The organism is Gilliamella sp. W8145 (assembly GCF_016101145.1).
GTDB lineage: Bacteria > Pseudomonadota > Gammaproteobacteria > Enterobacterales > Orbaceae > Gilliamella > Gilliamella apis_A.
The window spans coordinates 73,470-98,435 of sequence record NZ_JACFRC010000005.1 but is presented as its reverse complement, the minus strand read 5'-3'; the positions used below and the strand labels follow the sequence as shown (position 1 = coordinate 98,435).

The following is a 24,966-nucleotide window of genomic DNA, read 5'->3' as shown; positions in this document are numbered from 1 at the left end:
TAGACCATAAAAATTTACAACTATATGTTATTAATAAGATTAATTATTCATGCCATTTTTTTAATCCATTCATGGGACATTTTGTTAATAAATTAAATAGGTTATCGTTATCAGGTAATATTAGGTCAGGTGAAATATCAAATAAAGGATAAAGCACAAATTCTCTTTTTTTCATATGATAGTGTGGTATGGTAAGCCTTTCTGTATCTATAACTAAGTCATCATATAACAATATATCTAAATCTAATGTTCTTGCCCCCCAGCGATTTTCTTTACGGACTCTACCTTGTGACTTTTCAATGGCTTGTAAATGATCTAATAGTGCTATTGGTGTCAGAGACGTGGTTAATTTGATGACTGCATTGAGATAATCATTTTGATCTTGTGGTCCCAATGGTTTGCTACGATAAAATGGCGAAATATCAGAAACAACTGTTTCAGGTAATTGTTTTAAGGCCGCAATAGCTTGATTAGCTTGCTCTAATGGATCGTTAAGATTACTGCCTAAGGCAATATAACAAATTGGCATAATTAGATTCAATTGAGGTGATGTTAAAACATGGTGATATTTTAGCATATAAACAAGTTAGTAACTAATAAAGGAAATAGAATATAGAATAATGTTTCAATTAAATTTTTGAAAAAATTGAGGAGCAGTTTTTTTGAGTTTTATAACTATCTATTTATTATTTTTTTTATAATATTTTCACTAAAACTGGATGTGAATTTGGTTCAATTTAACCTTAAACACATCCAATTATGAAGAATATACGTTATTTTAGTTTATACTATAAAACTTCGACAATTGATTCACAAAGTCTAGACATATTATCGATAGTCATTCCGGCAACATTGATTCGTCCTGAATTAACAATATAAATACTATAATCATTACGCAATTTAAGTACTTGTTCTTCAGTTAAACCACTAAATGAAAACATACCATTTTGTTTGGCAATAAAACTAAAATCTTGGTTAGCGCCTTTGTCTTGTAGCGTTTTCACAAATAGTTGGCGCATACGATGAATACGTTGACGCATGCCAGTTAATTCATCAATCCACTCTTCTTTTAATTCAGCATTGTTTAATATATAAGAGACAATCTTAGCACCATGGGCTGGAGGATTAGAGTAGTTGGCTCTGATAATAGTTTTGACCTGACTAAATGCCCGATCGGCAATTTCGCTATCAGCTGCAATTAAAGTGAATGCACCAACACGCTCATTATATAGACCGAAATTTTTTGAGTAAGAGCTAGCAATCAGTAGTTCAGGTTGATTATTAGCAAACAATCTAAGTCCATATACGTCTTCGTCTATACCTTGACCAAACCCTTGATAAGCGAGGTCAAATAGTGGTAACCAACCATTTTTTAAGGCTAACTCTGAAATTGTTTGCCATTGTTCTGGAGTCGGATCGATACCGGTAGGGTTATGGCAGCAACCATGAAATAGCACTGCTTCACCGGCAATAACTTGATTCAAATCACTCATTAAACCATCAAAATCTAGGCTTCGAGTTTGAGCATCATAATAACGGTATTCTCGAACTTCTAATCCTGCAGTTTGAAATACGCTACGATGATTAGGCCACGATGGATTGCTTATCCAAACTCGTTTTATTTTCGTACGGCGAGATAAAAAATCTGCCATAATGCGTAATGCACCGGTTCCGCCAGGGGCTTGCGCAGTTCTCGCTCGTTGATTTTCACTACCGAACAGTAAAACTTGAGTGGCAATATTAAATGAATTAACACCATCAATGGGTAAATAGCTTTTTGTGGTTTCATCATCTAGCAATAGATGCTCAGCTTTTTTTACACTTTCTAAAATAGGTGTTTTGGTGGTTTCATCTTTATAAACACCAACACTTAAATTAATTTTGTTGGTACGTTCATCCTTGTTGTAGAGATCCGCTAAGCCTAAAATAGGATCTGCTGGTGCTGCTAATAAATATTCAAACATAAGTTACCTATTTCTTTTAGTGACACTTATTGCATTATATACATATTGTTTGGCAAGTTACAATTTGTAAACCACAATGCACTTGAACCTCATTTGTACCACAGCTTAGTGATTATCGAAAGCTAATTATTATGCTATAACGATAAGTTTTTCAAGAAATGACGCTAAATCAGATGATAATGTTGTCAATTGTCCAGTTATTAAATCTTCTTTAACTACTTCACCAGTCAAATTATTTAATGCGACGATTTCAGTATCTTCATTGGTTGAGGCGATAAAAATGGTCGGCGTTCGCTTTAATTTTTTTTGTTGCGATAGGTGAGCAATTAAATTTTTTTCTAAATTTGAAAAGTCATCGTCATTCCATGCTTGCAATAAAATTAAATTAACGTCAGCAAATTTTGCTGTCAGATTTGCAGCATATTGTGTACCGTAAAATGTATGTGCACTTGGGTGGATTTTGATGTTAATAACTTGTTCTGCTATGGTTAAATCTCTTGGAGGATTAAGTAAAAAAGGTTGCCAATAAACGACTAGATTTTCAGTTTTGATAATGCAAGGCGAGGGTAAACCATGTAATTCTTCACTTTGTGGAGCATGTTCAAATTGAGCGATCCAACGCTGGGTATAATCAAGCAATGCTACTTTTTCTGGCGATTCCATAACTAAATATTATCTCATAGTTCATTTTATAATCGATAGTTGTTTAATATTATACGGACTAAATTGGCATATACACAATTGTTAAAGTTAAGTTTTTAAATTCATGGATTGTGTTATAAATTGATATAGAAAATTTGCCAAAGTTATTCCCAATTAAATGATGAAAAATTAATGGATAAAGCCTTTTTTTATTGTGTTTTCAGTTTAATTTTAGGGCAGTACAAAACCAGTATTAAATTGTTTATAAAATAGTCAGTTTAATTTACTTGCTATCCGTTGCTGAAACGTGAATAATAGACACGGATATTTTATCCATGTAATGCAGCAATGGCGTTAGACATTACAGTTTGTCAAAATAAAATAGCGTAAGTAGAATTATTATAATTAATTAATATGTTTATTTTAAACAATCATATAAAGATTTAGTGGTTTGTTAAATTGTAGAAAAAATAGAATTTGCAAACTCATCATTGAAATAATATCAATAATTGTATGTTTAGTGGTGTTCAAAAAGTGCATAGGTGTTTTGAATGTAATATTACCTCTAAAAAGTGTATTGATGTTGGATAAGTTATACTGATTTCACATAAAATAATAACAAAAATAACACAAATAAAATAATGAATACGGTATAAAAAATATTTAAGTAAGTACTATTGTTTATCATTGTTAAAAATAAGCGTTTATTGTTAATAATAAAATTCTACCTACAGTTAATTTAGATTAATGAAGAGTGTAGAATAATGAAAAGAATGCTAATCAACGCAACCCAGCAAGAAGAGCTGCGTGTTGCCCTTGTTGATGGCCAACGCTTGTATGATTTAGACATCGAAAGCCTTGGTCACGAACAAAAAAAAGCCAATATTTATAAAGGCAAAATCACTAAAATCAATCCTAGTTTAGAAGCTGCATTTGTCTCTTACGGTGGTGAACGAGATGGTTTTTTACCTCTAAAAGAGATTGCTGAAAGCTATTTCCCTTCCAATATTTCTGGTCGTCGTAGTATTAAACATTTACAAGAAGGCCAAGAAGTTCTTATTCAAATAGAAAAAGAAATTCGTGGTAAAAAAGGTGCCGCTTTAACGACTTATATTAGTTTAGCCGGTAGCTATTTAGTTTTAATGCCAAATGATCCTAGAGCCGGTGGCGTTTCTCGTCGTATTGAAGGTGAAGAACGTGCTGACCTTAAGCGTATTATTGATGCGCTAGAAAAACCAAAAGGTATGGGTGTTATTGCGAGAACCGCAGGGGTTGGTAAAAGCCAGGAAGAGTTGCAACAGGATTTGAATGCTTTAGTCAACTATTGGACTGCGATTCAAAATGAATCTAAAAATCATCCAGCGCCAAGTTTAATCCATAAAGAAAGCGATATAATTACTCGCGCATTCCGTGATTACTTGCGTGATGATGTCGGTGATATTCTCATTGATAATCCAAAAGTGCTTGAAATTGCTAAAAAACGATTAGCTGATTTAGGCCGAGTTGAGTATGTTAGTCGCCTAAAACTTTATGAGGGTGATGTACCATTATTTAACCATTTCCAAATTGAAGGGCAGATTGAATCAGCATTCCAACGTGAAGTTCGATTACCATCTGGTGGCTCTATTGTTATTGATGCGACCGAAGCATTAACAGCTATTGATATCAACTCAGCGAAATCTATCCGTGGTAGCGATATTGAAGAGACAGCATTTAATACTAACCTTGAAGCAGCGGAAGAGATTGCTCGCCAATTACGCTTACGTGATTTAGGTGGTTTAATTGTTATCGATTTTATCGATATGACGCCAATCCGTAATCAGCGTGAAGTTGAAAATCGCTTGAAAGAAGCGATGAAAACTGACCGAGCAAGAATTCAAACCACACGGATTTCTCGTTTTGGTCTACTTGAGATGTCTCGTCAACGTTTAAGCCCTTCGTTGCGTGAAGCTACTCACCATATTTGTCCTCGTTGTCAAGGGACAGGTACAGTTCGTGATAATAACTCATTATCACTGTCAATTCTTCGCTTAATTCAAGAAGAAGCGATGAAAGATAATACCGTGCAGATTGACGTGATTGTGCCAGTGCCAATTGCAAGTTATTTGCTTAATGAAAAACGTCGAGCCATTACCAATATCGAAAGAATGCATCCAGATGTTAAAATTGTTATTGCTGGTGATGAAGAGATGGAAACACCTCTTTATAAAGTCATTCGTAAACGTCGTGGTGAGGAGACCGATGTATTAAGCTACAATTTACCTAAATTGATTCGTGAGCTTGAAGAAGAGGAAGAAGATCAAGTTACTGAATTGGTGGTAGAAGAAGCAGTATTATCTGGCCCTAAAGTAGAAGCAAGCAAAGCGCCAAAAGCAAAAGTTGAGCCGAAAAAAGTTGAAACATCAACTGGTTTATTCGGTGGATTGTTTAAAAAGATTCGCCAACTATTTGTTACTGAAAAAGAGGCTCCAAAACCTGAAGTTAAGCCTCAGCAAAATAGACGACGAGACAATCAACGTTCAAATAATCGACGTCAACGTAATAATCGTAACAATAATGCGGCAGCTGCAGCAAATAATACAACTACTGAAGAAGTTAAAGAGCCGACACGTAACAATCGTCGTAGCAAACAAAATAACAATGGCAACACCAATACAGCGAATAATATCAAGGCAGATAAAGTAGTTAATGAGACTGCACAACCAAAACAAAAAGAAGCTAAGCCACGCAGACAACCACGAAACTTAACTAAGAGTGTTCGGGTTAAAAATAGTGATGCGCCAGTTCAGAACGAACAAGAGCGTATTGTGATCCCTTCTTTATTGTTACCAATTATTGTTCCAGAAACAGGTGAAAATAAAACTGTTGGCGAATCACAACCAAAACGTCAACGACGCACATCTCGACATTTGCGTATGAATACACCGCGTACCAAACGTCGTGGTAAAAATACTGAACTAAAACAGTCGCCAGTGCCGTTGTCATTTGCTGCTGCGTCTTTAGAGCTAGCATTAGGTCGGGTAGCGGTTGATTATAGTCAAGTGAATAGTGAACAACCAAATAACGTCGTACCAGTCATTCCTTCACTTTTATTACCAATCGTAATTAAAGATGAGGTGAATACCAATAGTGCTGAAAAAGCGGTTGTTAGTGACCCAAAACCACAACCACAACCAAAAGCAGCAACGAGCTCTCAAGCTGATATTGATGTTCAAGAAAATAAACCGCAGACAGATGAAGTTGTCACCATGCCGGCAACAGAAACGACTGCTGGTTATTCTTCATCAGTGATGACAAAGGCTCCTGCTCCAGATTATGTAGAATCTAATAGTGGGATAAAAACTCGAGAAGAGTTGGATTATCATTATGAAGGTAAAGGTAATGCGGGTGGCTTAAGTGCACAAGATCACGCTTATGCAGCTGCAAGTAAACCGGTTATACCTGAGTAGTTGTATAGATAAATAACGGTGACAAATGTCACCGTTATTCTTAACTCATAAAAGCGATAAAGATAAACAATGATTATCTATATTTTAAAAAAAATAGTAACGTTTTTATTTATTATCTGCGTGCTTGCCCAGATCAGCTTTTGTCTGGTTTATTTTGTTCCTCAATCTATTTTTAGTGATTTAACTTTTATTGATGCCTATAGCGCTTTTTTTAAGCAACTATTGCAAGGTCAATTTAGGTTAATGTCTGGTGAAACCGTTCCTTTTTTCGATACGTTATTAACGACATTTGAGCTTTGTATTTTAGCGTTACTTGTTGCGTTATTTATTGGTATTCCGTTAGGGATTTTTCTTGGTTTAAGTAATATAAATTGGCTAAATACCACAATTCGATTAGGTTGTTTAATCTTTTATTCTTGTCCGATTGTTATGTTAGCAACATTAGTGATGTTTTATCTTTCATCAACATTGCCAATGTCAATGAACTTCGATATATCAATATCAGTAACGGGGAGTTCTTTATTAGATATTATTCTTTCATCGCGAGCAGACAAATTACCGGCACTTTGGGAACAACTGCATTATTTACTTTTGCCAACAATCATTTTAGCGATTCAGCCAAGCATTGTGACTATTCAATTAGTCAGTGAAAATGTTAAAAACACTTCAAGGCAAAACTATATTAAAATGGCAATTATACGCGAGCGCTCACCATTTAAGATTTTACGTCGACACTTATTACCAAATTCGATTCCGGCGACAATCCCACAATTGACATATAATACAACGACTCTATTATTTTCAACGATGGTGATTGAAATCTTGTTTAACCGTGTTGGTCTTGGCCAATGGGTTATGTTGGCTTATCGTAATCATAATTATTTTATTATTTCGATAGCAATCCTTGCTTGTGGAACAGTAATTAGCTTATTAACTTTATTAGGTGAGATAACTGCTATTGCTATTTATCCATTACGTCATAAGGAACATTATGTCTAGGATGAACCAGTTAGCCAAGAACATGAAAATATGCTTGCATAAACTGCATAGTAATTTGTACTTAATTGTCAGTTTTTATGGGATTTTGGGCATAGCTTTTATTGCATTATCAACTAAATGGTTTTTTCATGCTCATTTAAATCCAGTATATGTCGCTTCTTTGCCTCCTGCTTGGTGGCCAACTGGTGATATCAATCATATATTAGGAACAACGGCTCAAGGACAAGATATTTTCGATTATTTATTGATCGGCTATCGGTCAACTATTTCAATGACATTAAAAGCGGTTTTTTATGTCATTATCATTGGTGGTGTGATTAATTATTTGATGTTTTTTGTCGCATTTATTCGACCGTTTATCTTATTTATCTTTAGATTCTTTATGGTTGTACCACCATTATTGGGTGTGATTGTAATTAGTTTGCTATTAGAAGATGATATTACCAATATCTTAGTGATCATTGGTTTATCTTATGCGCCAAGATTTATTTATAATATCCATCAACGTGTTATCAAAGAATGGAATAAAACTTACATCACCGCTTATCGACTTGATGGTTTATCTTCATTTTCTATTTTAAACCATTATATTGTACCTAATATCTTACCGGTTTATTTGACCGAGATAGTGTCATTATTTGGTTCGGTTATTTTAGCTATCACAACCATTACATTTTTAGGCTTTGCGAATGATTTTTCTCGACCTGATTTAGGCATGATGATGTTTAAAATGAAAGACATAATGGATGTTAATTTATTGGCCTTTTTAGCTCCAGGAATTGCCGTCTCTGTTACGATTATTTTGGTTTATTTATTCAATTTTGGGTTATATGGTCAGCGAGTAGGGCATTAATCATGGCACTATTAGACATTCGTAATTTAACTATTGAATTTATTACTCCTGATGGCCTGTTACGGGCGATTGATCGCGTCAATTTAAAACTATCAGAAGGTGAAATTCGAGGTCTAGTTGGTGAATCAGGTTCAGGTAAAAGTCTAATTGCTAAAGCGATACTTGGTGTCACTAATCATAATTGGAAGATTTCTGCTGATCGCTTCTATTTTAATGATGTTGATTTATTGAAGTTGACACCGAAACAACGGCGAAAAGTGATTAGTGATAATATATCCATGGTATTCCAAGAGCCACAATCTTGTTTAGATCCGTCTATGAAAATTGGCCAACAATTAATTGAGGCCATTCCCCGAAGAACATTTAAAGGTCATTGGTGGCAACGACTGTTTTGGCGTAAGAATCGCGCGATTGAGTTACTACATCGTGTTGGGATTAAAGATCATAAAGAAATACTTAAATCATACCCATTTGAATTAACGGAAGGCGAATGTCAAAAAGTGATGATCGCTATAGCATTAGCTAATCAACCTAAATTACTTATTGCCGATGAACCAACCAATGCCATGGAAGCGACCACCGAAGCGCAAATATTTCGTTTGCTTGCAAGTATGAATCAAAATATGGGGACGACTATTTTATTGATTAGCCATGATTTGCAAATGGTTACTCGCTGGACTGATCGTATCAATGTCCTATATTGCGGACAAACTGTTGAGGTTGCTGATAGTGAAGATTTGATTAAATCACCTTATCACCCTTATACTCAGGCATTGATTTATGCTATCCCTGATTTTGGTAAAGCGATGCCTCATAAAAGCCCTTTAAATACCTTACCTGGTGTTATTCCATCATTGGAACATTTACCCATTGGTTGTCGGTTGGGGCCTCGTTGTCCTTATGCACAAAAAAAATGTATACAAGCACCAGAACTTATCCCAATTAAAGATCATTCGGTAGCCTGTCATTTTCCATTAAATACTGATGAGTAGTTTGAGATATAGGAATAGTTAATGAACCCAATATTAAAAGTCCGAAATTTATCAAAGCGATTTAAAATCCCTAAAGGACTCTTTGGTCATTTACAAATTGATGCTGTTAAACCTTTGTCATTTTCGCTAAATGAAGGGAAAACGTTAGCCATAATTGGACAAAATGGTTCCGGAAAATCGACATTAGCTAAAATGCTGGTTGGTATGATTAAACCAGATAGTGGCGATATTTGGATTGATGGTAATAAAGTAGAATATGGCGATTTTGGCCATCGTTCGCAACTGATTCGAATGATATTTCAACATGTTGAAAGTTCATTTGATCCACGGCTTCGTATTGGCCAATTGCTTGAAATTCCACTTAAACGCAATGCCAATTATAGCAGTCATGAACGGGAAAAATTAATCAATGATGTTTTAAAGCAAGTTGGTTTATTACCGGAACATGCCTCTTATTATCCGTCAGTGATGGCAGCAGGGCAAAAACAACGAGTCGCTTTAGCTAGAGCACTAATTTTAAAGCCTAAAGTGATAATTCTTGATGAAGCTTTAGCTGCATTAGATATTTCAATGCGTTCACAAATTGTTAATTTAATGTTGTCATTACAAGAAGAGCAACAGATATCTTATGTTTATGTCACACAAGATATCGGTATGATGAAACATATTAGTGACCAAATTATCGTTATGCATAATGGTGAAGTGGTCGAATATGGTAATACAGCCGAAGTTTTAGCTTCGCCATTAAGTGACATTACTCAAAAGCTTATCAATAGTTATTTTGGTGAAGCACTAACAGCCGATACTTGGCGGACAGATACTCGAGCTTTTTAGTTTTATTTTGCAGCAGCATTAACCAAATAATGCAGTTATTATTCTGATTTTGTTTAAAATATTCTATTTATTTTCCAATAAATACTCGACAAATTTTTTAAAACGCTCTATATTTAGCTATATAGATTTCTAGACGTCCGTTTTTCAGTGTTATAGAAGATAATTTATTATTGTTAGGAGCTTTTGTTATGCCTATATGTATTCCTGATTCATTACCGGCAGTTGATGTTCTTCGTAATGAAAATGTATTTGTGATGACTTCAACGCGTGCTAATACTCAAGAAATTCGTCCACTTAAGCTTCTTTTTTTAAATTTGATGCCGAAAAAAATAGAGACTGAAAATCAATTTTTGCGGTTACTTTCTAACTCATCTTTACAGGTGAATATTCAGTTATTAAGAATAGATCAGCGTGAATCTAAAAATACGCCAATAGAACATTTGAATAGCTTTTATTGTGATTTTGATGATATTCGTGAACAGAATTTTGATGGACTTATTATTACTGGCGCACCATTAGGTAAAGTCGCTTTTTCAGATGTTGTGTATTGGCCTAAGTTAGCTGAAATTATTACTTGGGCGAAAGATCATGTAACTTCAACTATGTTTGTTTGTTGGGCGGTGCAAGCGGCATTAAATGTCTTATATGATTTACCTAAATTCACCCGTTCACAAAAGTTATCCGGTGTTTATCAACACCAAATCTTGCAACCAAATGCTATTTTAACCCGTGGTTTTGATGATACATTTTTAGCACCACATTCTCGTAATGCTGATTTTCCAATGGATAAAATTAAAAACTATACCGATTTAAATATTTTAGCTGAGTCAGATATAACTGGCCCATACTTAATGGCAACCGCCGATAAACGAATGGCGTTTGTTACTGGGCATCCAGAATATGATTCATTTACTTTGGCTAATGAGTATTATCGTGACTTGAAAGCAGGTATAAACCCTAAAATACCTTTTAATTACTTCCCAGAAAATAATCCTAATTTAACGCCAAAAGCAACATGGCGAAGTCATGCTTATTTACTATTTAGTAATTGGCTCAACTATTACGTTTATCAATTAACGCCATTTGATTTAACGACTCGTAATTTGACAATTGATGATTAACTTTAATGATAGATGGATTTATTAAATGAATAACTCCATCTATTTGATAATTATTAAATATTGTTAATTATGTTAAGTTACTAAAATTAAAAAACTGAATGATATAGTTTTTCAATATCTGATATATTTGTTTCTCTTGGATTTCCTTGTGTACATACATCAGCATACGCTGCTTCGGCTAATGCTTTTATGTCTTCCTTCTTCACGCCAACCATATGTAAGTTTGTTGGAATTTTGACATCATTATTTAATTGGAAAACGGCATTCACGGCTGCATTTCGAGCATCTTCAATTGTCATATCTTCAGTATTTTTTATCCCCATTGCTTTGGCTATATGACGATATTTTTCACCTGTGTACGGTGCATTATATTGCATGATATGAGGAAGTAATATTGCATTCGCAACACCATGAGGAACATTATAAAAAGCACCTAATGGATGTGCCATACCATGAACTAAGCCGAGACCAACATTTGAGAATCCCATTCCAGCAATATATTGACCTAAAGCCATTTGTTCAACGCCATTGAGATCACCATTCACCGAATCGCGTAGTGAACGAGAGATAATTTCAATTGCTTTCAAATGAAACATATCACTCATCTCCCATGCACCTTTTGTGATATAGCCTTCTATTGCATGAGTTAGTGCATCAATCCCCGTTGCTGCTTTTAAACTGGCTGGCATACTAATCATCATATTAGGATCAACTAAAGTCAAAACAGGTATATCGTGAGGATCTACACAGACAAATTTTCTCTTATTTTCTTCATCGGTAATAACATAATTGATAGTCACTTCTGCTGCTGTTCCCGATGTTGTTGGAATAGCAATGATTGGGATAGACGGTTTTTTGGTTTCCGCTAAACCTTCTAAACTACGAATATCAGAAAATTCAGGATTATTTATTACAATTCCAATCGCTTTAGCGGTATCTTGCGGTGAACCACCACCAATCGCTATTAAATAATCTGCATTTGATTGCTTAAATATCTCTATTCCTTGTTTTACTATACTAATTGTTGGATTAGGCATAACTTCATCAAATATTTGATAATCTAATTCTGCCGAATCAAGTAACTCAGTAACCTTAGTTGCAACTTTAAATTTAATCAGTTCTTTATCAGTAACAACTAAAGCTTTTTGATAGCCGCGTTTTTTTACTTCATCGATAATATTATGAATCGAATTCACCCCAAAATATGCGGTTTGATTCAAAATCATTCTATGACTCATTTTTAACCTCTTTCTTTATTAATATGAAACTGAAGATAATTTATTGGGGCTTTTTAACTGTTTAAAGTGTTTTAATCTTTCATCAATAGCCTGCATATACAGCATTGTATCCACACCTACAGCAACGAAATTTGCTCCCCATGAGATACATTTTTGTGCCATTTCGATATCAACAGCTAAAAACCCAGCTGCTTTACCTAATTGCCTAATTCTTCTAATTGTTTTTTCAATTATTTTTTGTACTTCCGGATGCCCAGCATTATCTGGATAACCTAAGGATGCGGATAAATCTGCAGGGCCAATAAATACGCCATCTACTCCTTCGGTCATAACAATTTCATCAAGATTTTCGAGTGCTTTTTTACTTTCAACTTGTACTAACAGACAGAGTGAATCGTTGACTTGTTGCATATACTTTTCAATTTTCCCCCAGCGGGCAGCTCTTGCTACACTAGCGCCTACGCCTCGGGTTCCTTCGGGTGGATAACGTGTCGCTGAAACTACAGCTTTTGCTTGTTCACCTGTTTCAACCATTGGTATTAATAATGTCTGAGAACCAATATCTAAAATCTGTTTTATGTTAGCTTGACTACCTTCTAAAGGGCGCACGACAGGATGACTGGCATATGGAGCGATTGCTTGTAGCTGGGTGAGTAATGTTTGTGCTGTATTTGGTGCATGTTCACCATCAAGTAGTAACCAATCATATTCTGAGGTTGCAGCAATTTCAGCCATATAAGATGTCGCTGAAGATAACCAAAGGCCAATTTGTAAATTTCCTTTGGTAATTTCTTGTTTAAATTTATTTTCCAATAGTTTTTTCATTATGTTATCCCTAATGTATTAGGAGCTTATTGATAAAATCAATAAGCTCTGTTTGTTAACTATTTTTGTTAGTTTGTTTTAGCATGAATATAGTTATAGTGCCGATTATTGTTATCAGTGCTAAAGTTAGTAAGCCTGCTATATTGTTATTAAAAAGCGTTTCTGCTTTTACACGAATAATTGGTGCTAAAAAACCACCAAATGCACCAAACATATTAATAAATCCTATGCCTGCTGCTAGGGCAGCTCCAGATAAAAGGTTAGTTGGTATAGTCCAAAAAACAGGTTGTACCGCAATAAAACCAATCGCCGCAAAACAAAGGGCAATAATTGCAATGCTAGGACTTGCAAGTGCTGAAATTCCAATACCTAAACCTGCTACCAATAATGTTATAGCAGCGATATTTCTTCTTTCTCCAACTTTGTCTGAATATCGAGGAATAAAATAAGTACCGAATAATGCAGCAATCCAAGGAATTGCCGCTACGAGTGAGGCTTTAAAACCAACCGTTGTTCCCATTAATTGAGCAACTTGTGTTGGTAAAAAGAAAATTAGCCCATAAACACTAATTTGAATTATCATGTAAATAATGGCTAGATGCCAAACAGTGACATTACTGATAGCATCGATTATTTTAGATGTTGTTTTTACACTCTCTTCTGATGATAATTTTTCTTGTAATGCTTGTTTTTCATTTTCATTTAAAAATCTAGCATTACTGATGTTGTCATCAAGGTAAATAAAAGTGACAACACCAGCTATAACAGCAAGAATACCTTCAATAATAAACATCCAGTACCAACCTGGGTGATCTAAAAAGCCATGCATTTCTAATAAAGCACCAGATAGCGGTGAACCAAATGTTAACGCTAAAGGTGCTCCCATATAAAATAACCCCATTATTCCTGCGCGGTGCTTTTGTGGGAACCATTGCGAAGTTAAATAGATCATCCCCGGGAAGAAACCGGCTTCCGCCATACCAAGCAGTACACGAACAGTTAAAAATTTCCATTCGGAATCAGCATAAGCCATTGCGGCGGATAATAATCCCCATACTAAAGTTGTACCGCCAATCCAGTAACGAGCACCAAATTTACGCATTAATAAATTGGCTGGTGCGCCTAAAAAAGCATAAGCTACGAAGAAAATACCGGCTCCAAGTGCAAATGCTTCATTACTGAGCCCTGTATCTAATTGATATGCTGATTTGGCAAAGCCAATATTTGCACGGTCTAAAAATGCTAATACGTATAGTATTAACATGAATGGAACAAGTCTTAAACGGGTTTTGCTTACCGCTTTTTCGAGAATATTAGACATAAAAATCCCCCTCTCCATAAAAATTACAGAGATATAAATGATGTTCATATGAAGAAAATAATTTTATTTAATCTAAAATCGCAGTTTTAAGTTCCTTTTAAAACTGCAATAAATCAATAAATAAACTTATTCTTCCTCATATAATTAATGAGAATAAGGACGAATTAATTTACATTCACGATTTAATTCAACACCAAATCCTGGTTTATCAAGTACTGATTTATGAATTCTTCCATTTACAGGAACGGGTTCATCAATCAATATTGGATCAAATTGCGGACGAAGTGTTGAACAATCAGGACTCGTCATTAAAAACTCACTAAATGGGGTATTTGTGAATGTAATCACTGCATGGTGAGAATAAACGGATGAACCATGAGGTACGACCAGTTGTCCTTTTGATTTCGCAATTGCAGCAATTTCAAGTAATGTGGTTAAGCCTCCACACCAACCAACATCGGGTTGCATGATATCAATGCCAGTTTCAGATAATGTTCTAAATGACTGAATTGTTCCATGATGTTCACCAGATGTGACCATCATTCCTGGCGGTGCATTGCGTTTTAACTCTCGGTATCCTTCATATTGTTGCGGAGGTAAACATTCTTCAATCCATTTTAAGTTATAAGGCGCACAAGCATAAGCAAGCTTTGTGGCATAATTTACGTCTTGACTCATCCAGCAATCAAGCATTAGCCAAAAATCAGGTCCACACTTTTCGCGCATGTCGGCAACCATTTCCGCATCTTTTTTGATGCCTTGATCTCCATCATGTGGTCCCCAATGTGTAGGCATCTTGCCACCAATAAAGCCCATCTCTTTTGCTAAATCAGGTCGAGCACCAGTTGCATAAAATTGAATTTCATCACGGACTGCACCACCTAATAATTTATAGACAGGTAGATCAGTCACTTTACCAAATAGATCCCAAAGGGCTAAATCAACACATGATATCGTGTTCATTACTAAACCACCTGAACCAGAATAATACATAGTTGCATTCATCATTTGGTCGTGAATTAGTTTGATATCAGAAACACATTTTCCTTCAATAAATCTATTTAGATGTTTTTCAACAATAAAACATCCCATTTCTCCGCCTGTTGATACGGCAAATCCAATTTGTCCATTATCAGCTTCAACTTCGACAATAAGTGTTCCAAGGACGTTGATACCAAAAGATTGACGTGATTGTTCATAGTCTTTATACTTGCTCATTGGCGTGGCGATATGGTCGTCGATCCAGTGGTGGCCGCCCTGATCGTGATAGTCTGCCCCGCCACTACCTTTCTCGGCGGTTGCTCCTCCCATAAAATAAGCTCTAACTTCTTTTATTTTTGGTAGCTTCATTTAATTTCTCCTTTAAAAGTTACAAAAATTATTCGTACATAAGACAACCCAATTCTTTTGAGATATCTTTTGCACATTCCTTGATTTTAATCGTAATTTCCGGTAATACATGGTCGGTTATTTGAAATGTTGTTCCTACAGCCGATATTGCCGCAGCAATATTATTTTGTGCGTTAAATATAGGTGCCGCTATGCATCTTATATTGATATAATCTTCTTCATTATCAAAACTACAACCTTGTTGACGAATCTTGGCCAATTCAGTATGTAATGAACTAATGGACATAATTGTATTTGCAGTTTTTTGTTCGAAAGAAAGTTGGTTAACGATTTCAGATATTTTTTCGCTAGGTTGGAAGGCTAATAAGCATTTGCCGACGCCAGAACGATAAAGCGATACTTGTTTTCCTACATAAGAACGAACACTGATTGTGCTGTGTGATTCACATTTCAAAATATAATAAGCGGTTTTGTTATCTAAAATTCCTAAATGAGTTAACAGCCCAGTATTATTGGTTAATCTGGCAAGATGTTTTTTGGCTATTTCTCTAATATCAAAACAATTTGAAGCAAGCTCACCTAACTCGACTAATTTGATCCATAAAAAATAATCACCATTCTGATCTTGTTTAATAAATTGATATGACTTTAGTTCTTCTAGTAAAAGATAAGCAGAACTTTTAGGTATTTGTAGGCCATTGATTATTTCTGCGGCACTGCATCTACCTTTAGATGAGATAAAGTTAAGTATTTTGATTGTTCTTTGTAAAGCGGGTACTTTAGACATACATTCCTATATATTGTACTTTTATCCTGTATATTGGATGAAGTAGATTGTACTTTTATCAAATATTGGTACAACTATTTAATCGTATTATTGTGAACTTGATCATAAAAAATTTATAATTTACAATCGGTTATTCCTTTATATTGGAATTTTTGGGGTTGTTCCAATATAAAGGAATTTAAAATAGTCTAATTTATAAGATGTCTTAAATTTGAATGTTGTGATTTAAATTGAAATGATGAAATAGTGTGGTTTTAAATTAGAAACGATTTAGTAGTATAAATAAGATAACATGAAAATATTAGTTAGGTGGTATAGACTCCTCAATTATTTTTACAAATAAACTTTATCAATCAAGCAAAGATAATAATTATCTGAAAAAATAATTAACCAATAAGAATATTGATTGATAAAGATTAATACATACCATACTATTGGCAAAAACACTGGTTAAAGGTTAATGTTATTATATCTTTACTCATTTTTGCACGTTTTTATGAGTAGTTTACTCATACTTAAAACTTAATAACATGGTATAGAATCCTCAATTATTTTTACAAATCAAATTCAGTAACTCGAACCTAAGTAATTATATTTCTATGCGAAATATGTTTTTATTGTTTTTCTGCTGCTATTAAGAACATTGGCGTTGAATGATAGTTAATTTGTTCAATTTCATCCCAGACTATCTTTGATATGTCGTTTTCAATATGAATATTTTTATAACCAATTGATTGTAAAATCTTCTTATCCCATTCAGGTCTAATTTCTTTACTCAATGGTAGTAATTTGGCGATTCGTTCCATTTCTTGCGTATTGGTTTGTCGATAATGATCTTCAATGCCATAATTCATGGTATTTTGTCTATCCTGCATATATTGTGAATAAAGATCTTTATTAAAAAGAAATAGATACCAGTTGGCATCAAAATTAAGTAATTTACCTTTAGCACTTAACACTCTAAACCATTCTTGATATGCTAAAATTGGATTACTCAAATTCCACGTAACATTACGCAATATAATTAAATCAAAACTACTGTTTTCGAATGGTAAGCAATGAACATCTGATAAAACAAAATTAACCTTTACTTGGTATTGTATTGCATTGTTTTTTGCTTGATTTATCATTTCTTCAGTAGCATCTACAGCAGTTACCTCATGTCCGGCTAAAGCTAACGTGATAGCTAAAAAGCCGGGCCCAGCGCCTATATCTAATACACGTAGTTTTTCTTTTTGTGGAGCATGATGCAGAATTAACTTTTGCCAGATAATTCTTTTTTCAGTTGCTAGTTCATCTTGATTGGTTTGACTGTACTCTTTTGCTCGGTTTGCCCAATAAATGATAAGATCCCTTAAAATATTATCATCAATATTATTCGCTAATATCACTTAATCTTCTCGCTTTTTATTTTGAATTTTTAATTATTTTTTTATAAATTTTTATTGCAGCACAGGCAGCACCATAGCCATTATCAATATTCATTGTCATAATTCCTCCTGCGCAACTTGATAAGCAAGCATTGAGAGCAACATGTCCTCCACTAGCTACACCATATCCTACGGATGTCGGCACAGCAATAATAGGAGTATCAATAAGGCCAGCTAAAACAGTAGGTAATGCCGCTTCCATACCTGCAATAGCAATAATAATGCTGTATTTTTGTAAGTTAGAAAGTTGTTGTTGTAGACGCCATAATCCTGCAACACCAATATCCTGATATAAATCTGCTTTTATGTCATGGTAATTTAATGTAATTAGTGTTTCTTCACACACTGAAGCATCAGACGAACCAGCAGAGACAATAGCTATATGAGTTTGTTCTTTTTCATATACTGATTCTTGTTTAGCAAATATAGCACATTGACTAATTTCATGATACTTGATTTGTTTTTGCCAATAGTTATTTAAATTATTATATTTTTCATAAGATAAACAAGTGAATAGTAGTGATGTTTGGTTTTGTTCAGCAATAGATAAGATCTTTTCAAGTTGTGTAACTGTTTTATATTGGCTAAACACAGCTTCTGAAATACCGCATCTTTGGCTTCGTTCAAAATCCATAATAATATCAGTGGATTTCATTTTTATTGCTCCTTTGAAATATAATCAACTGTTTTTAACACCAATAAACGCACTTCCTTTTTCATAAGTTGATATTTCGATATCATGTGGAATGGCTAGCGGAGTAATGATAATTTTTATTTTATTGATAATAAGATCTCTTTGATAATTTGTTAATTGTTCAACAATATGAGATTCCAATTCAAGTACTACTTTATCATTACGTATCCGAAATCTAACCAAAGATGCTTTTAATTCTAAACGAATGATATTTTCAATTTTATCAATTGTTTGTAGATAATTAGCGTTAATTTTAACACCTGTTTCAATACGACTTGATAAACAAGGTGATGCAGGAATATCCTTTAAATCATCAAGTTGAAAATAATTAGCTATTTCCCTTATCATTGCTTTATCAATGTTTAGTTCAACATAGGGTTGTCTTACATTTTGTTCTTTTGCTGCTATTAGTCCTGGTCGATAATCACCTAAATCATCTAGATTTGTTCCAGTTATCAAAACGCCATGGTTTAGTTTTTTCAATTTTTCAAATAGACAGCTTTTACAGTAATAACAGCGATTGACGGGGTTATTTCTATAAGATTCATTATTTAACTCTCCAGCATCAATAAATTCTATATGCCAACAATATTTGTTGGCATATTCTCGGATACGATTAGCATCTAAAATAGGAACAGAAACCGATGTTGAATGAGCAATTAGAGCTTCTTTTCCTATAGTTTTATTGGCTATATAAGCAAGTAACATACTATCAATGCCACCACTTGTCGCAATTGTGCATGTTGTGATTGTTTGGAACCATTTTGTTAGTGATAAAATGGTTGATTCAATATCTAAAGTTGTCATGATTTGATATCCTTTTCATGATCATTAAATTTTTGACTAAGGTTTTTTAAGGCTGTTTGCTCAATTTTATATTTAATTATTTGGCATTCAGCATATGATTGATTTATTAATTTTAATTTGTCAGATTCTAATTTCGCCGTGTAATTATGATTAGGGCGAGTAGCGATTTTCACTGGCCATTGTTGTTGGTCTACATTTAACGTGATCTGCTTTCTTGAAAGTTTGAAACGATTAACAGGCCAATATCTAACGCCTAATGTACTGGTTTCTATAAATAATTGGTGGCAGATATCGGTTAATTGTTTAGATAAACATAATATCTCTATTCGGTTCATCCAACGTCCTTTTTTGCCTTTTATTTGTAGGCTAACTAAATCAATTACGCCAGATAATATCCTTAATTTATCTTCTGCTATTGCAAGGCTTTCAGATGTCATATCATCAATATCACATTGAATAATAAAAATACTATCTTGTTCTAAATTAGCTTGTGATTGTGTTGTAAAAACATTGGCTCTTAAAATATTTGGTTTTTGTTTAAAAGTTCGCTGTCCGCAACCATAACCACTTTTAACAAATGAACCATTTAAGAAGCTTGAATTGTGCTTCATTAACCAAGTAAGAATAGCCGCACCTGTTGGGGTGATGCGCTCACCAATTTCATCATCATGAATCCATTGAAAATTTGTTAGTATTTTTAATGTAGCTGGCGCAGGAACGGGTAAGGTTCCATGTGCACATTTTATCGAACCTTGTCCCCATGGTAGAGCGGAACAAGACCAACTTGATACATTGCTATTGGTGATTAGAAATGCAGCTGTGATTATATCGATTATGGCATCGTCGGCACCTACTTCATGTAGAGCTATATTTTGTAAATCAATGCCATGTATCTCGCTTTCTGCTTGAGCAAGAATCATATAAATTTCTTTTGCACATTGGTAAATTTTATCATTTGCTTTAATTTGATTTAATTTTTCTAAGATGTCTTTCCATGTATAGTGTTCATGATTAGTTGTTTGAGTGTTTTGAGTGATAAAGTGAGATTGCGCTTTTAATGGTTTTAATGTCAGATGTTGAGTATCATCAATTGATTGATTATTTTTTAAAACAACAAATTGTTTACCTAGAATCTCTTTTTGCCGTGTTGTTTTGATTTCAAATTGATATGTGTTAAATATAGCTAAACGAGATAAAAAGATCCGTAATGGGGATTCTAGTTCAGGAAATGCATCTAGTATTGCTGAGCAGAACATATCTCCTGCTATCCCTCCAACTATGTCCAGATGAATATGCATTATTTAAACCTTTAAAGTTTTCCAAAATACAATGTACTTAAAATTGATTCTAAATACATTGTATTATTTAGATTAGTTATTTAATTTGTATCTTACTTAATTTATTTGGTTATTTTTTTATAACCTAATTATTTGTACCTACATTTTTGGGCAGAATAAAAATAAGAATAGAACCAATTACCACCACAATACCAATTGATAATAAACCGGCAGCAGGAGTACCGATGATATTTTCAGAATGTTGTCTTAAAATAGGGGCGCCAAAACTAAACAATGCACCAAACATATTGACAAAACCAATACCAGCAGCTAACGCATTACCAGTTAGAATTGATGAAGGCATAATCCAGAAAATAGGTTGGCAGGCAAAATAAGCTGTACCCGCGATACATAGCGCAATAATGGCAGGTACAGCTCCAACATAAGCCGATAATCCCAATGCTAGTCCACCGACTAATAATGTTGTTGCACAGGTATTACGTCTTTCTTGAACTTTATCTGAATATCTAGGTATAAAAAATGTACCTAATAATGCGCATAACCATGGTAATGTTGTAACTAAAGATGTCATGAAGTTAACTTTGCTTCCCATGATGCTAGCAACTTGACTTGGTAAAAAGAAGATAAGACCATATACACCACATTGAATACAACCATAAATAATAGCAAAGTGCCATATTCTTGGATTTTTTAATGCATCCATAAGCTTAGCTGAAGCAGCTTTTTTGTTGTTTTCTTCTGATTGCATTTGATTTGCCAGTAGTTGTTTTTCTTCGGCAGATAAGAATCTTGCTGTTTCAGGGGTATTGTCTAAATAGAAGAATGTCCAAATACCTGCAATAATTGCAAGTGCACCTTCAATTATAAACATCCAAAACCATCCCGGATGGTTTAAAAATCCATGAAGTTCTAAAAGAGCGCCAGAAAGCGGTGAACCGAATGCCATAGCTAATGGCGCCCCCATATAAAATAAGCCCATCACGGCGGCACGATTTGCTTGAGGGAACCATTGTGATGTTAAATAGATCATACCTGGAAAGAACCCAGCTTCAGTAATACCAAGTAATATCCTGATTGTTAAGAATTTAACTTCTGAATCAGCAAATCCCATTCCTGCTGATAAAACACCCCAAGCCAATGTAGTTACACCAATCCAATTTCTGGCACCAAATTTCTTTAGACATAAGTTTGCTGGTGCACCTAAAAATGCATATACTACAAAAAATAATCCTGCTCCTAGTGCATAAGCTTCATTACTTAATCCAATGTCAATTTGGTAACTTTCTTTGGCAAAACCAATATTTGAACGGTCTAAAAATGCTAAAACATAAAGTATTAACATAAATGGAATTAATCGAATTTTTGTTTTTTTTATTACCGATAATAAGTTAATATTACTCATAGAGAACTCCCTAGCCTTCAATTGAAGACTATAATTTAAATTTTTAATAATTCTTAGCTATTATTAATCACATATTTACATGCCAATACCTATATCAGTTACATTGTTATTGTCATCAAAAGATATGTATTCAGGTTTAGTTAGAATCTCGATTTGTGGATTTGACTTTGCATCTTCAAGCATATTTTCTGAAATATAAAACTCATCAATATGTAATGTATTAGCTATTCTGATAATGCGTGCTTCTTTTCGTCCATCTAAAATAATGCATGTCTTAATAGCTGCTTGCATGGCTTGTTTATCATTAGCTAATATTACTGGTACATAGCCATCTTGGCTTAATCGAGAGGTTAGTACATTTGGATAAGTCTCAGGAAAATCTACTTTATCTAACAAACGTTGAGTTGAAAAATCCGCAAATCCCATTCCGGTAGCATTTCCACCACTTTTTTCATGTAGATCTAAAACAACTATACGATCAGGACGGATTGTGGCAATAGGTTGCATAAATGGTGTACAAGCTCGGCCTGTTACATGACAATCCATACCTCCACCAGAATAAATTTTTCCCATTAGATCAACAATACAAACATCGACATTATCAAACATCACTTTTGGGAAATAGCTTTTCGATTTTGATAACAATATTTTTTCGCGCTCTTCAAGTTTATTGGCAGGAATAGCTTCGATATCAACAACTTGATCATAGGCGTTTTCGATTGTTCCGATTCCGAATAAGAAAGGTGTATTGGCAATTTTAACTTTTGCCATCTCGACAATATTATTTGCCATACAACCAAATCCATAAGTATGGCAAGAATCAGCGCCTTTTTGTTTAGCAAAACCAATTGAAAGCATTTTTATAATTCCACTTTCAATTGGTGCAGTAAATGCGTTATGTGCTTTTATACGATTAATACAAATAATACCATCAGCTTGCATGGCATTTTTATCCATTAATACTTCAAGCCCATTAGGTAACTGTCCTACTTTTATTGTTTCCATTGAAGAGCGAATTTCACATCCTAAAAATTCCTCTGTCATACCTAATTTTTCAAGTACATGAATTTGTCCTTCCGCAGTAGCTCCTCCATGACTCCCCATAGCTGGAACACCATAAGGTTTAGCGCCTAGAGCTTTTAACTCATTAATAACCGCTCTTGCAATTAAGTGTATTTTAGCTATACCTCTACTACCGAGACCAACTGCAATGAACATGTCTTTTTTTATTAAATTTTTGATTTCTGGCTTCGAAAATTCAGCGTGAACTTTGGCATCAATATCTTGAATTTCTTCGGGTGACTCAAAGTGTTGCTTAACCCTTACCATCCTAGGTATTTTTACATCATTAAGTAATTCATCAACAAATGACATAGTTTTCTCCTTATTTGTAATATCATTAAGATTTAAAAGAAATATTACATAATTGCACCGGGCTGCCATGGGACGAATTCAAGTGAGCCGTATCCAAATTTTTCACTTTTAGTCTTTTCACCAGAAGCAACAGCTAAGATTGTTTCAAATATTCGCTTACCTGCTTGCTCTAATGTTTCTTGTCCATCAGCTACATCACCACAATTAATATCCATATCTTCTTCTTGGCGACGCCATAGAAAGTTGTTGGATGCGATCTTTATGCATGGTGTTGGTTTTGAACCATATGCAGATCCTCTTCCTGTTGTAAAACACATAATGTTGGCTCCACCAGCAATTTGGCCCGTGCATGCAAATGCGTCATATCCAGGGGTATCCATAAATACCAAGCCTTTTGCGGTTACTGGTTCTGCATATTCATATACATCAATCAGATTAGTACTTCCTGCTTTACAAATCGCGCCAAGTGATTTTTCAAGAATGGTCGTTAATCCACCTTCTTTATTGCCTGCAGATGGATTATTATTTAATTCTGCGTGACATCTTTTGGCATAATCCTCCCACCATAAGATTCGATTAATTAGTTTTTCGCCCACTTCTTTGGAAGTTGCTCGGCGAGTAAGGATATATTCAGCACCATAAATTTCAGGGGTTTCGGCGAGTATTGCTGTACCTCCTTGTTGTACGAGTAAATCGACAGCTACGCCAAGTGCAGGATTAGCAGAAATGCCTGAATAACTATCAGAACCACCACATTCAAGTGCCAAAACTAATTCTGATGCAGGCACTTCTTCTCTGGTGTATTGATTTGCTTCATTTAACATGCTTTCAATAATAGTTACACCTTTATCGAAAGTTTTTTGTGATCCACCAGTTTCTTGAATAGTCATATGTTGTAGCATAGGACCTTCATTTAATCCTTTTACTTGAATAAGATCTTTGATTTGATTTGATTCACAACCAAGTCCAATTATTAGAATACCGGCAAAGTTAGGATGATTTGCATAACCACTCATTGTGCGTTGCATCATCTTCATCAAATCACCTTTCATATCCATGGCACAACCAAAACTTTGAGGTAGGGCTACGATTCCATCTATATTGGGATAATCAGCTAATCCTTTAGCTTTAAAGTGATCTTCAAGGCGACGTGCAACTGTTGCACTACAGTTGACGGATGTTAGTATGCCAATATAGTTACGGGTTGCTATTTGGCCGTTTTTACGCTTATAGCCCATGAAAGTCCTTTTTTCACTAGCCATTGGCGTTTCTTGTTTATCTGCACAAAAGTCATATTCGTGTCCATAATCACCCATTTTTAAATTATGTAAATGGATATGTTCTCCAGCTTGAATATCACAAATTGCATAACCTATAATTTGATTATAGCGTTTAATTGGTTTATCTTTTTCGATATTGTGAAGTGCTATTTTATGTCCTTCTTTTATATCGGAAAGTACAGAAACATTTGTTTCTTGAATCATGTACCCTTTGGATACTGGAAAACGAGCTATGGCAACATCGTCATTGGGATGAAGTATGATTACTTTAGATACTTCGCTCATAATTTGCTCCTAAAACTAATT

General features: G+C 34.4%; 21 protein-coding genes. 6 read left to right on the top strand and 15 right to left on the bottom strand.

The window, feature by feature from the left end:
* Positions 1–43: 43 nt before the first annotated feature.
* The 3 genes from folK to syd form a co-directional block, all read right to left on the bottom strand.
* Positions 44–529, bottom strand: a complete 486-nt coding sequence (gene folK / locus H3T80_RS11465) for a 2-amino-4-hydroxy-6-hydroxymethyldihydropteridine diphosphokinase (RefSeq protein WP_198201776.1) — start codon at positions 527–529, stop codon at positions 44–46.
* A 259-nt stretch (positions 530–788) separates the two neighbouring features.
* Positions 789–1,964, bottom strand: coding sequence for an amino acid aminotransferase (locus H3T80_RS11460; RefSeq protein WP_198201775.1), 1,176 nt, complete (start codon positions 1,962–1,964; stop codon positions 789–791).
* A 129-nt stretch (positions 1,965–2,093) separates the two neighbouring features.
* Positions 2,094–2,627, bottom strand: coding sequence for a SecY-interacting protein (gene syd, locus H3T80_RS11455; protein ID WP_198201774.1), 534 nt, complete (start codon positions 2,625–2,627; stop codon positions 2,094–2,096).
* Positions 2,628–3,370: 743 nt separating this feature from the next.
* Here syd and rne point away from each other — a divergent pair.
* The 6 genes from rne (at position 3,371) to metA (ending at position 10,854) form a co-directional block, all read left to right on the top strand.
* On the top strand, positions 3,371–6,055 hold the full coding sequence (gene rne / locus H3T80_RS11450; protein WP_198201773.1) for a ribonuclease E: 2,685 nt from the start codon (positions 3,371–3,373) through the stop codon (positions 6,053–6,055).
* Positions 6,056–6,124: 69 nt separating this feature from the next.
* On the top strand, positions 6,125–7,054 hold the full coding sequence (locus H3T80_RS11445; protein WP_198201772.1) for an ABC transporter permease subunit: 930 nt from the start codon (positions 6,125–6,127) through the stop codon (positions 7,052–7,054).
* On the top strand, positions 7,047–7,907 hold the full coding sequence (locus H3T80_RS11440; protein ID WP_198201771.1) for an ABC transporter permease subunit: 861 nt from the start codon (positions 7,047–7,049) through the stop codon (positions 7,905–7,907). Before H3T80_RS11445 ends, H3T80_RS11440 begins: the two co-directional genes overlap by 8 nt.
* A 2-nt stretch (positions 7,908–7,909) precedes the next feature.
* A complete protein-coding gene (sapD, locus tag H3T80_RS11435) occupies positions 7,910–8,899 on the top strand; it encodes a putrescine export ABC transporter ATP-binding protein SapD (RefSeq protein ID WP_086362748.1) in 990 nt (329 codons plus the stop codon).
* A 21-nt stretch (positions 8,900–8,920) separates the two neighbouring features.
* Positions 8,921–9,733, top strand: a complete 813-nt coding sequence (locus tag H3T80_RS11430) for an ATP-binding cassette domain-containing protein (RefSeq protein WP_086365112.1) — start codon at positions 8,921–8,923, stop codon at positions 9,731–9,733.
* 188 nt (positions 9,734–9,921) lie between these two features.
* On the top strand, positions 9,922–10,854 hold the full coding sequence (gene metA / locus H3T80_RS11425) for a homoserine O-succinyltransferase (RefSeq protein ID WP_198201770.1): 933 nt from the start codon (positions 9,922–9,924) through the stop codon (positions 10,852–10,854).
* A gap of 86 nt (positions 10,855–10,940) precedes the next feature.
* Here metA and fucO read toward each other — a convergent pair whose 3' ends face one another.
* The 12 genes from fucO to H3T80_RS11365 all read right to left on the bottom strand — a co-directional run bounded on the left by fucO (position 10,941) and on the right by H3T80_RS11365 (position 24,945).
* Entirely contained in the window at positions 10,941–12,092 is a 1,152-nt protein-coding gene (fucO, locus tag H3T80_RS11420) for a lactaldehyde reductase (protein ID WP_198201769.1), read from the bottom strand.
* 18 nt (positions 12,093–12,110) lie between these two features.
* The gene (yfaU, locus tag H3T80_RS11415; protein WP_198201768.1) at positions 12,111–12,917 is read right to left on the bottom strand and encodes a 2-keto-3-deoxy-L-rhamnonate aldolase; all 807 of its coding nucleotides are present in this window, start codon (positions 12,915–12,917) and stop codon (positions 12,111–12,113) included.
* A gap of 55 nt (positions 12,918–12,972) precedes the next feature.
* Positions 12,973–14,238: an MFS transporter gene (locus H3T80_RS11410; RefSeq protein ID WP_198201767.1), complete on the bottom strand. Its 1,266-nt coding sequence runs from the start codon at positions 14,236–14,238 to the stop codon at positions 12,973–12,975.
* A 144-nt stretch (positions 14,239–14,382) separates the two neighbouring features.
* A complete protein-coding gene (gene rhmD / locus H3T80_RS11405; protein WP_086362754.1) occupies positions 14,383–15,588 on the bottom strand; it encodes an L-rhamnonate dehydratase in 1,206 nt (401 codons plus the stop codon).
* Between the two features lie 28 nt (positions 15,589–15,616).
* Complete coding sequence (locus H3T80_RS11400) at positions 15,617–16,375, bottom strand: IclR family transcriptional regulator (protein WP_110448589.1); 759 nt, start codon at positions 16,373–16,375, stop codon at positions 15,617–15,619.
* Between the two features lie 614 nt (positions 16,376–16,989).
* Positions 16,990–17,766: a class I SAM-dependent methyltransferase gene (locus H3T80_RS11395; protein WP_198201766.1), complete on the bottom strand. Its 777-nt coding sequence runs from the start codon at positions 17,764–17,766 to the stop codon at positions 16,990–16,992.
* A gap of 16 nt (positions 17,767–17,782) precedes the next feature.
* Positions 17,783–18,460: a nickel pincer cofactor biosynthesis protein LarB gene (larB, locus tag H3T80_RS11390; RefSeq protein ID WP_198201765.1), complete on the bottom strand. Its 678-nt coding sequence runs from the start codon at positions 18,458–18,460 to the stop codon at positions 17,783–17,785.
* A gap of 24 nt (positions 18,461–18,484) precedes the next feature.
* Positions 18,485–19,306: a hypothetical protein gene (locus H3T80_RS11385; RefSeq protein WP_198201764.1), complete on the bottom strand. Its 822-nt coding sequence runs from the start codon at positions 19,304–19,306 to the stop codon at positions 18,485–18,487.
* Complete coding sequence (locus tag H3T80_RS11380; protein WP_198201763.1) at positions 19,303–20,604, bottom strand: LarC family nickel insertion protein; 1,302 nt, start codon at positions 20,602–20,604, stop codon at positions 19,303–19,305. The genes H3T80_RS11385 and H3T80_RS11380 overlap by 4 nt, the downstream gene beginning before the upstream one ends.
* 124 nt (positions 20,605–20,728) lie before the next feature.
* Positions 20,729–22,006: an MFS transporter gene (locus H3T80_RS11375; RefSeq protein ID WP_198201762.1), complete on the bottom strand. Its 1,278-nt coding sequence runs from the start codon at positions 22,004–22,006 to the stop codon at positions 20,729–20,731.
* Between the two features lie 75 nt (positions 22,007–22,081).
* On the bottom strand, positions 22,082–23,380 hold the full coding sequence (locus H3T80_RS11370; protein ID WP_198201761.1) for a lactate racemase domain-containing protein: 1,299 nt from the start codon (positions 23,378–23,380) through the stop codon (positions 22,082–22,084).
* A gap of 44 nt (positions 23,381–23,424) precedes the next feature.
* Positions 23,425–24,945 carry a UxaA family hydrolase gene (locus H3T80_RS11365; RefSeq protein ID WP_198201760.1) on the bottom strand — a complete coding sequence of 507 codons (1,521 nt, stop codon included), beginning with the start codon at positions 24,943–24,945 and terminating at the stop codon, positions 23,425–23,427.
* Positions 24,946–24,966: the final 21 nt, after the last annotated feature.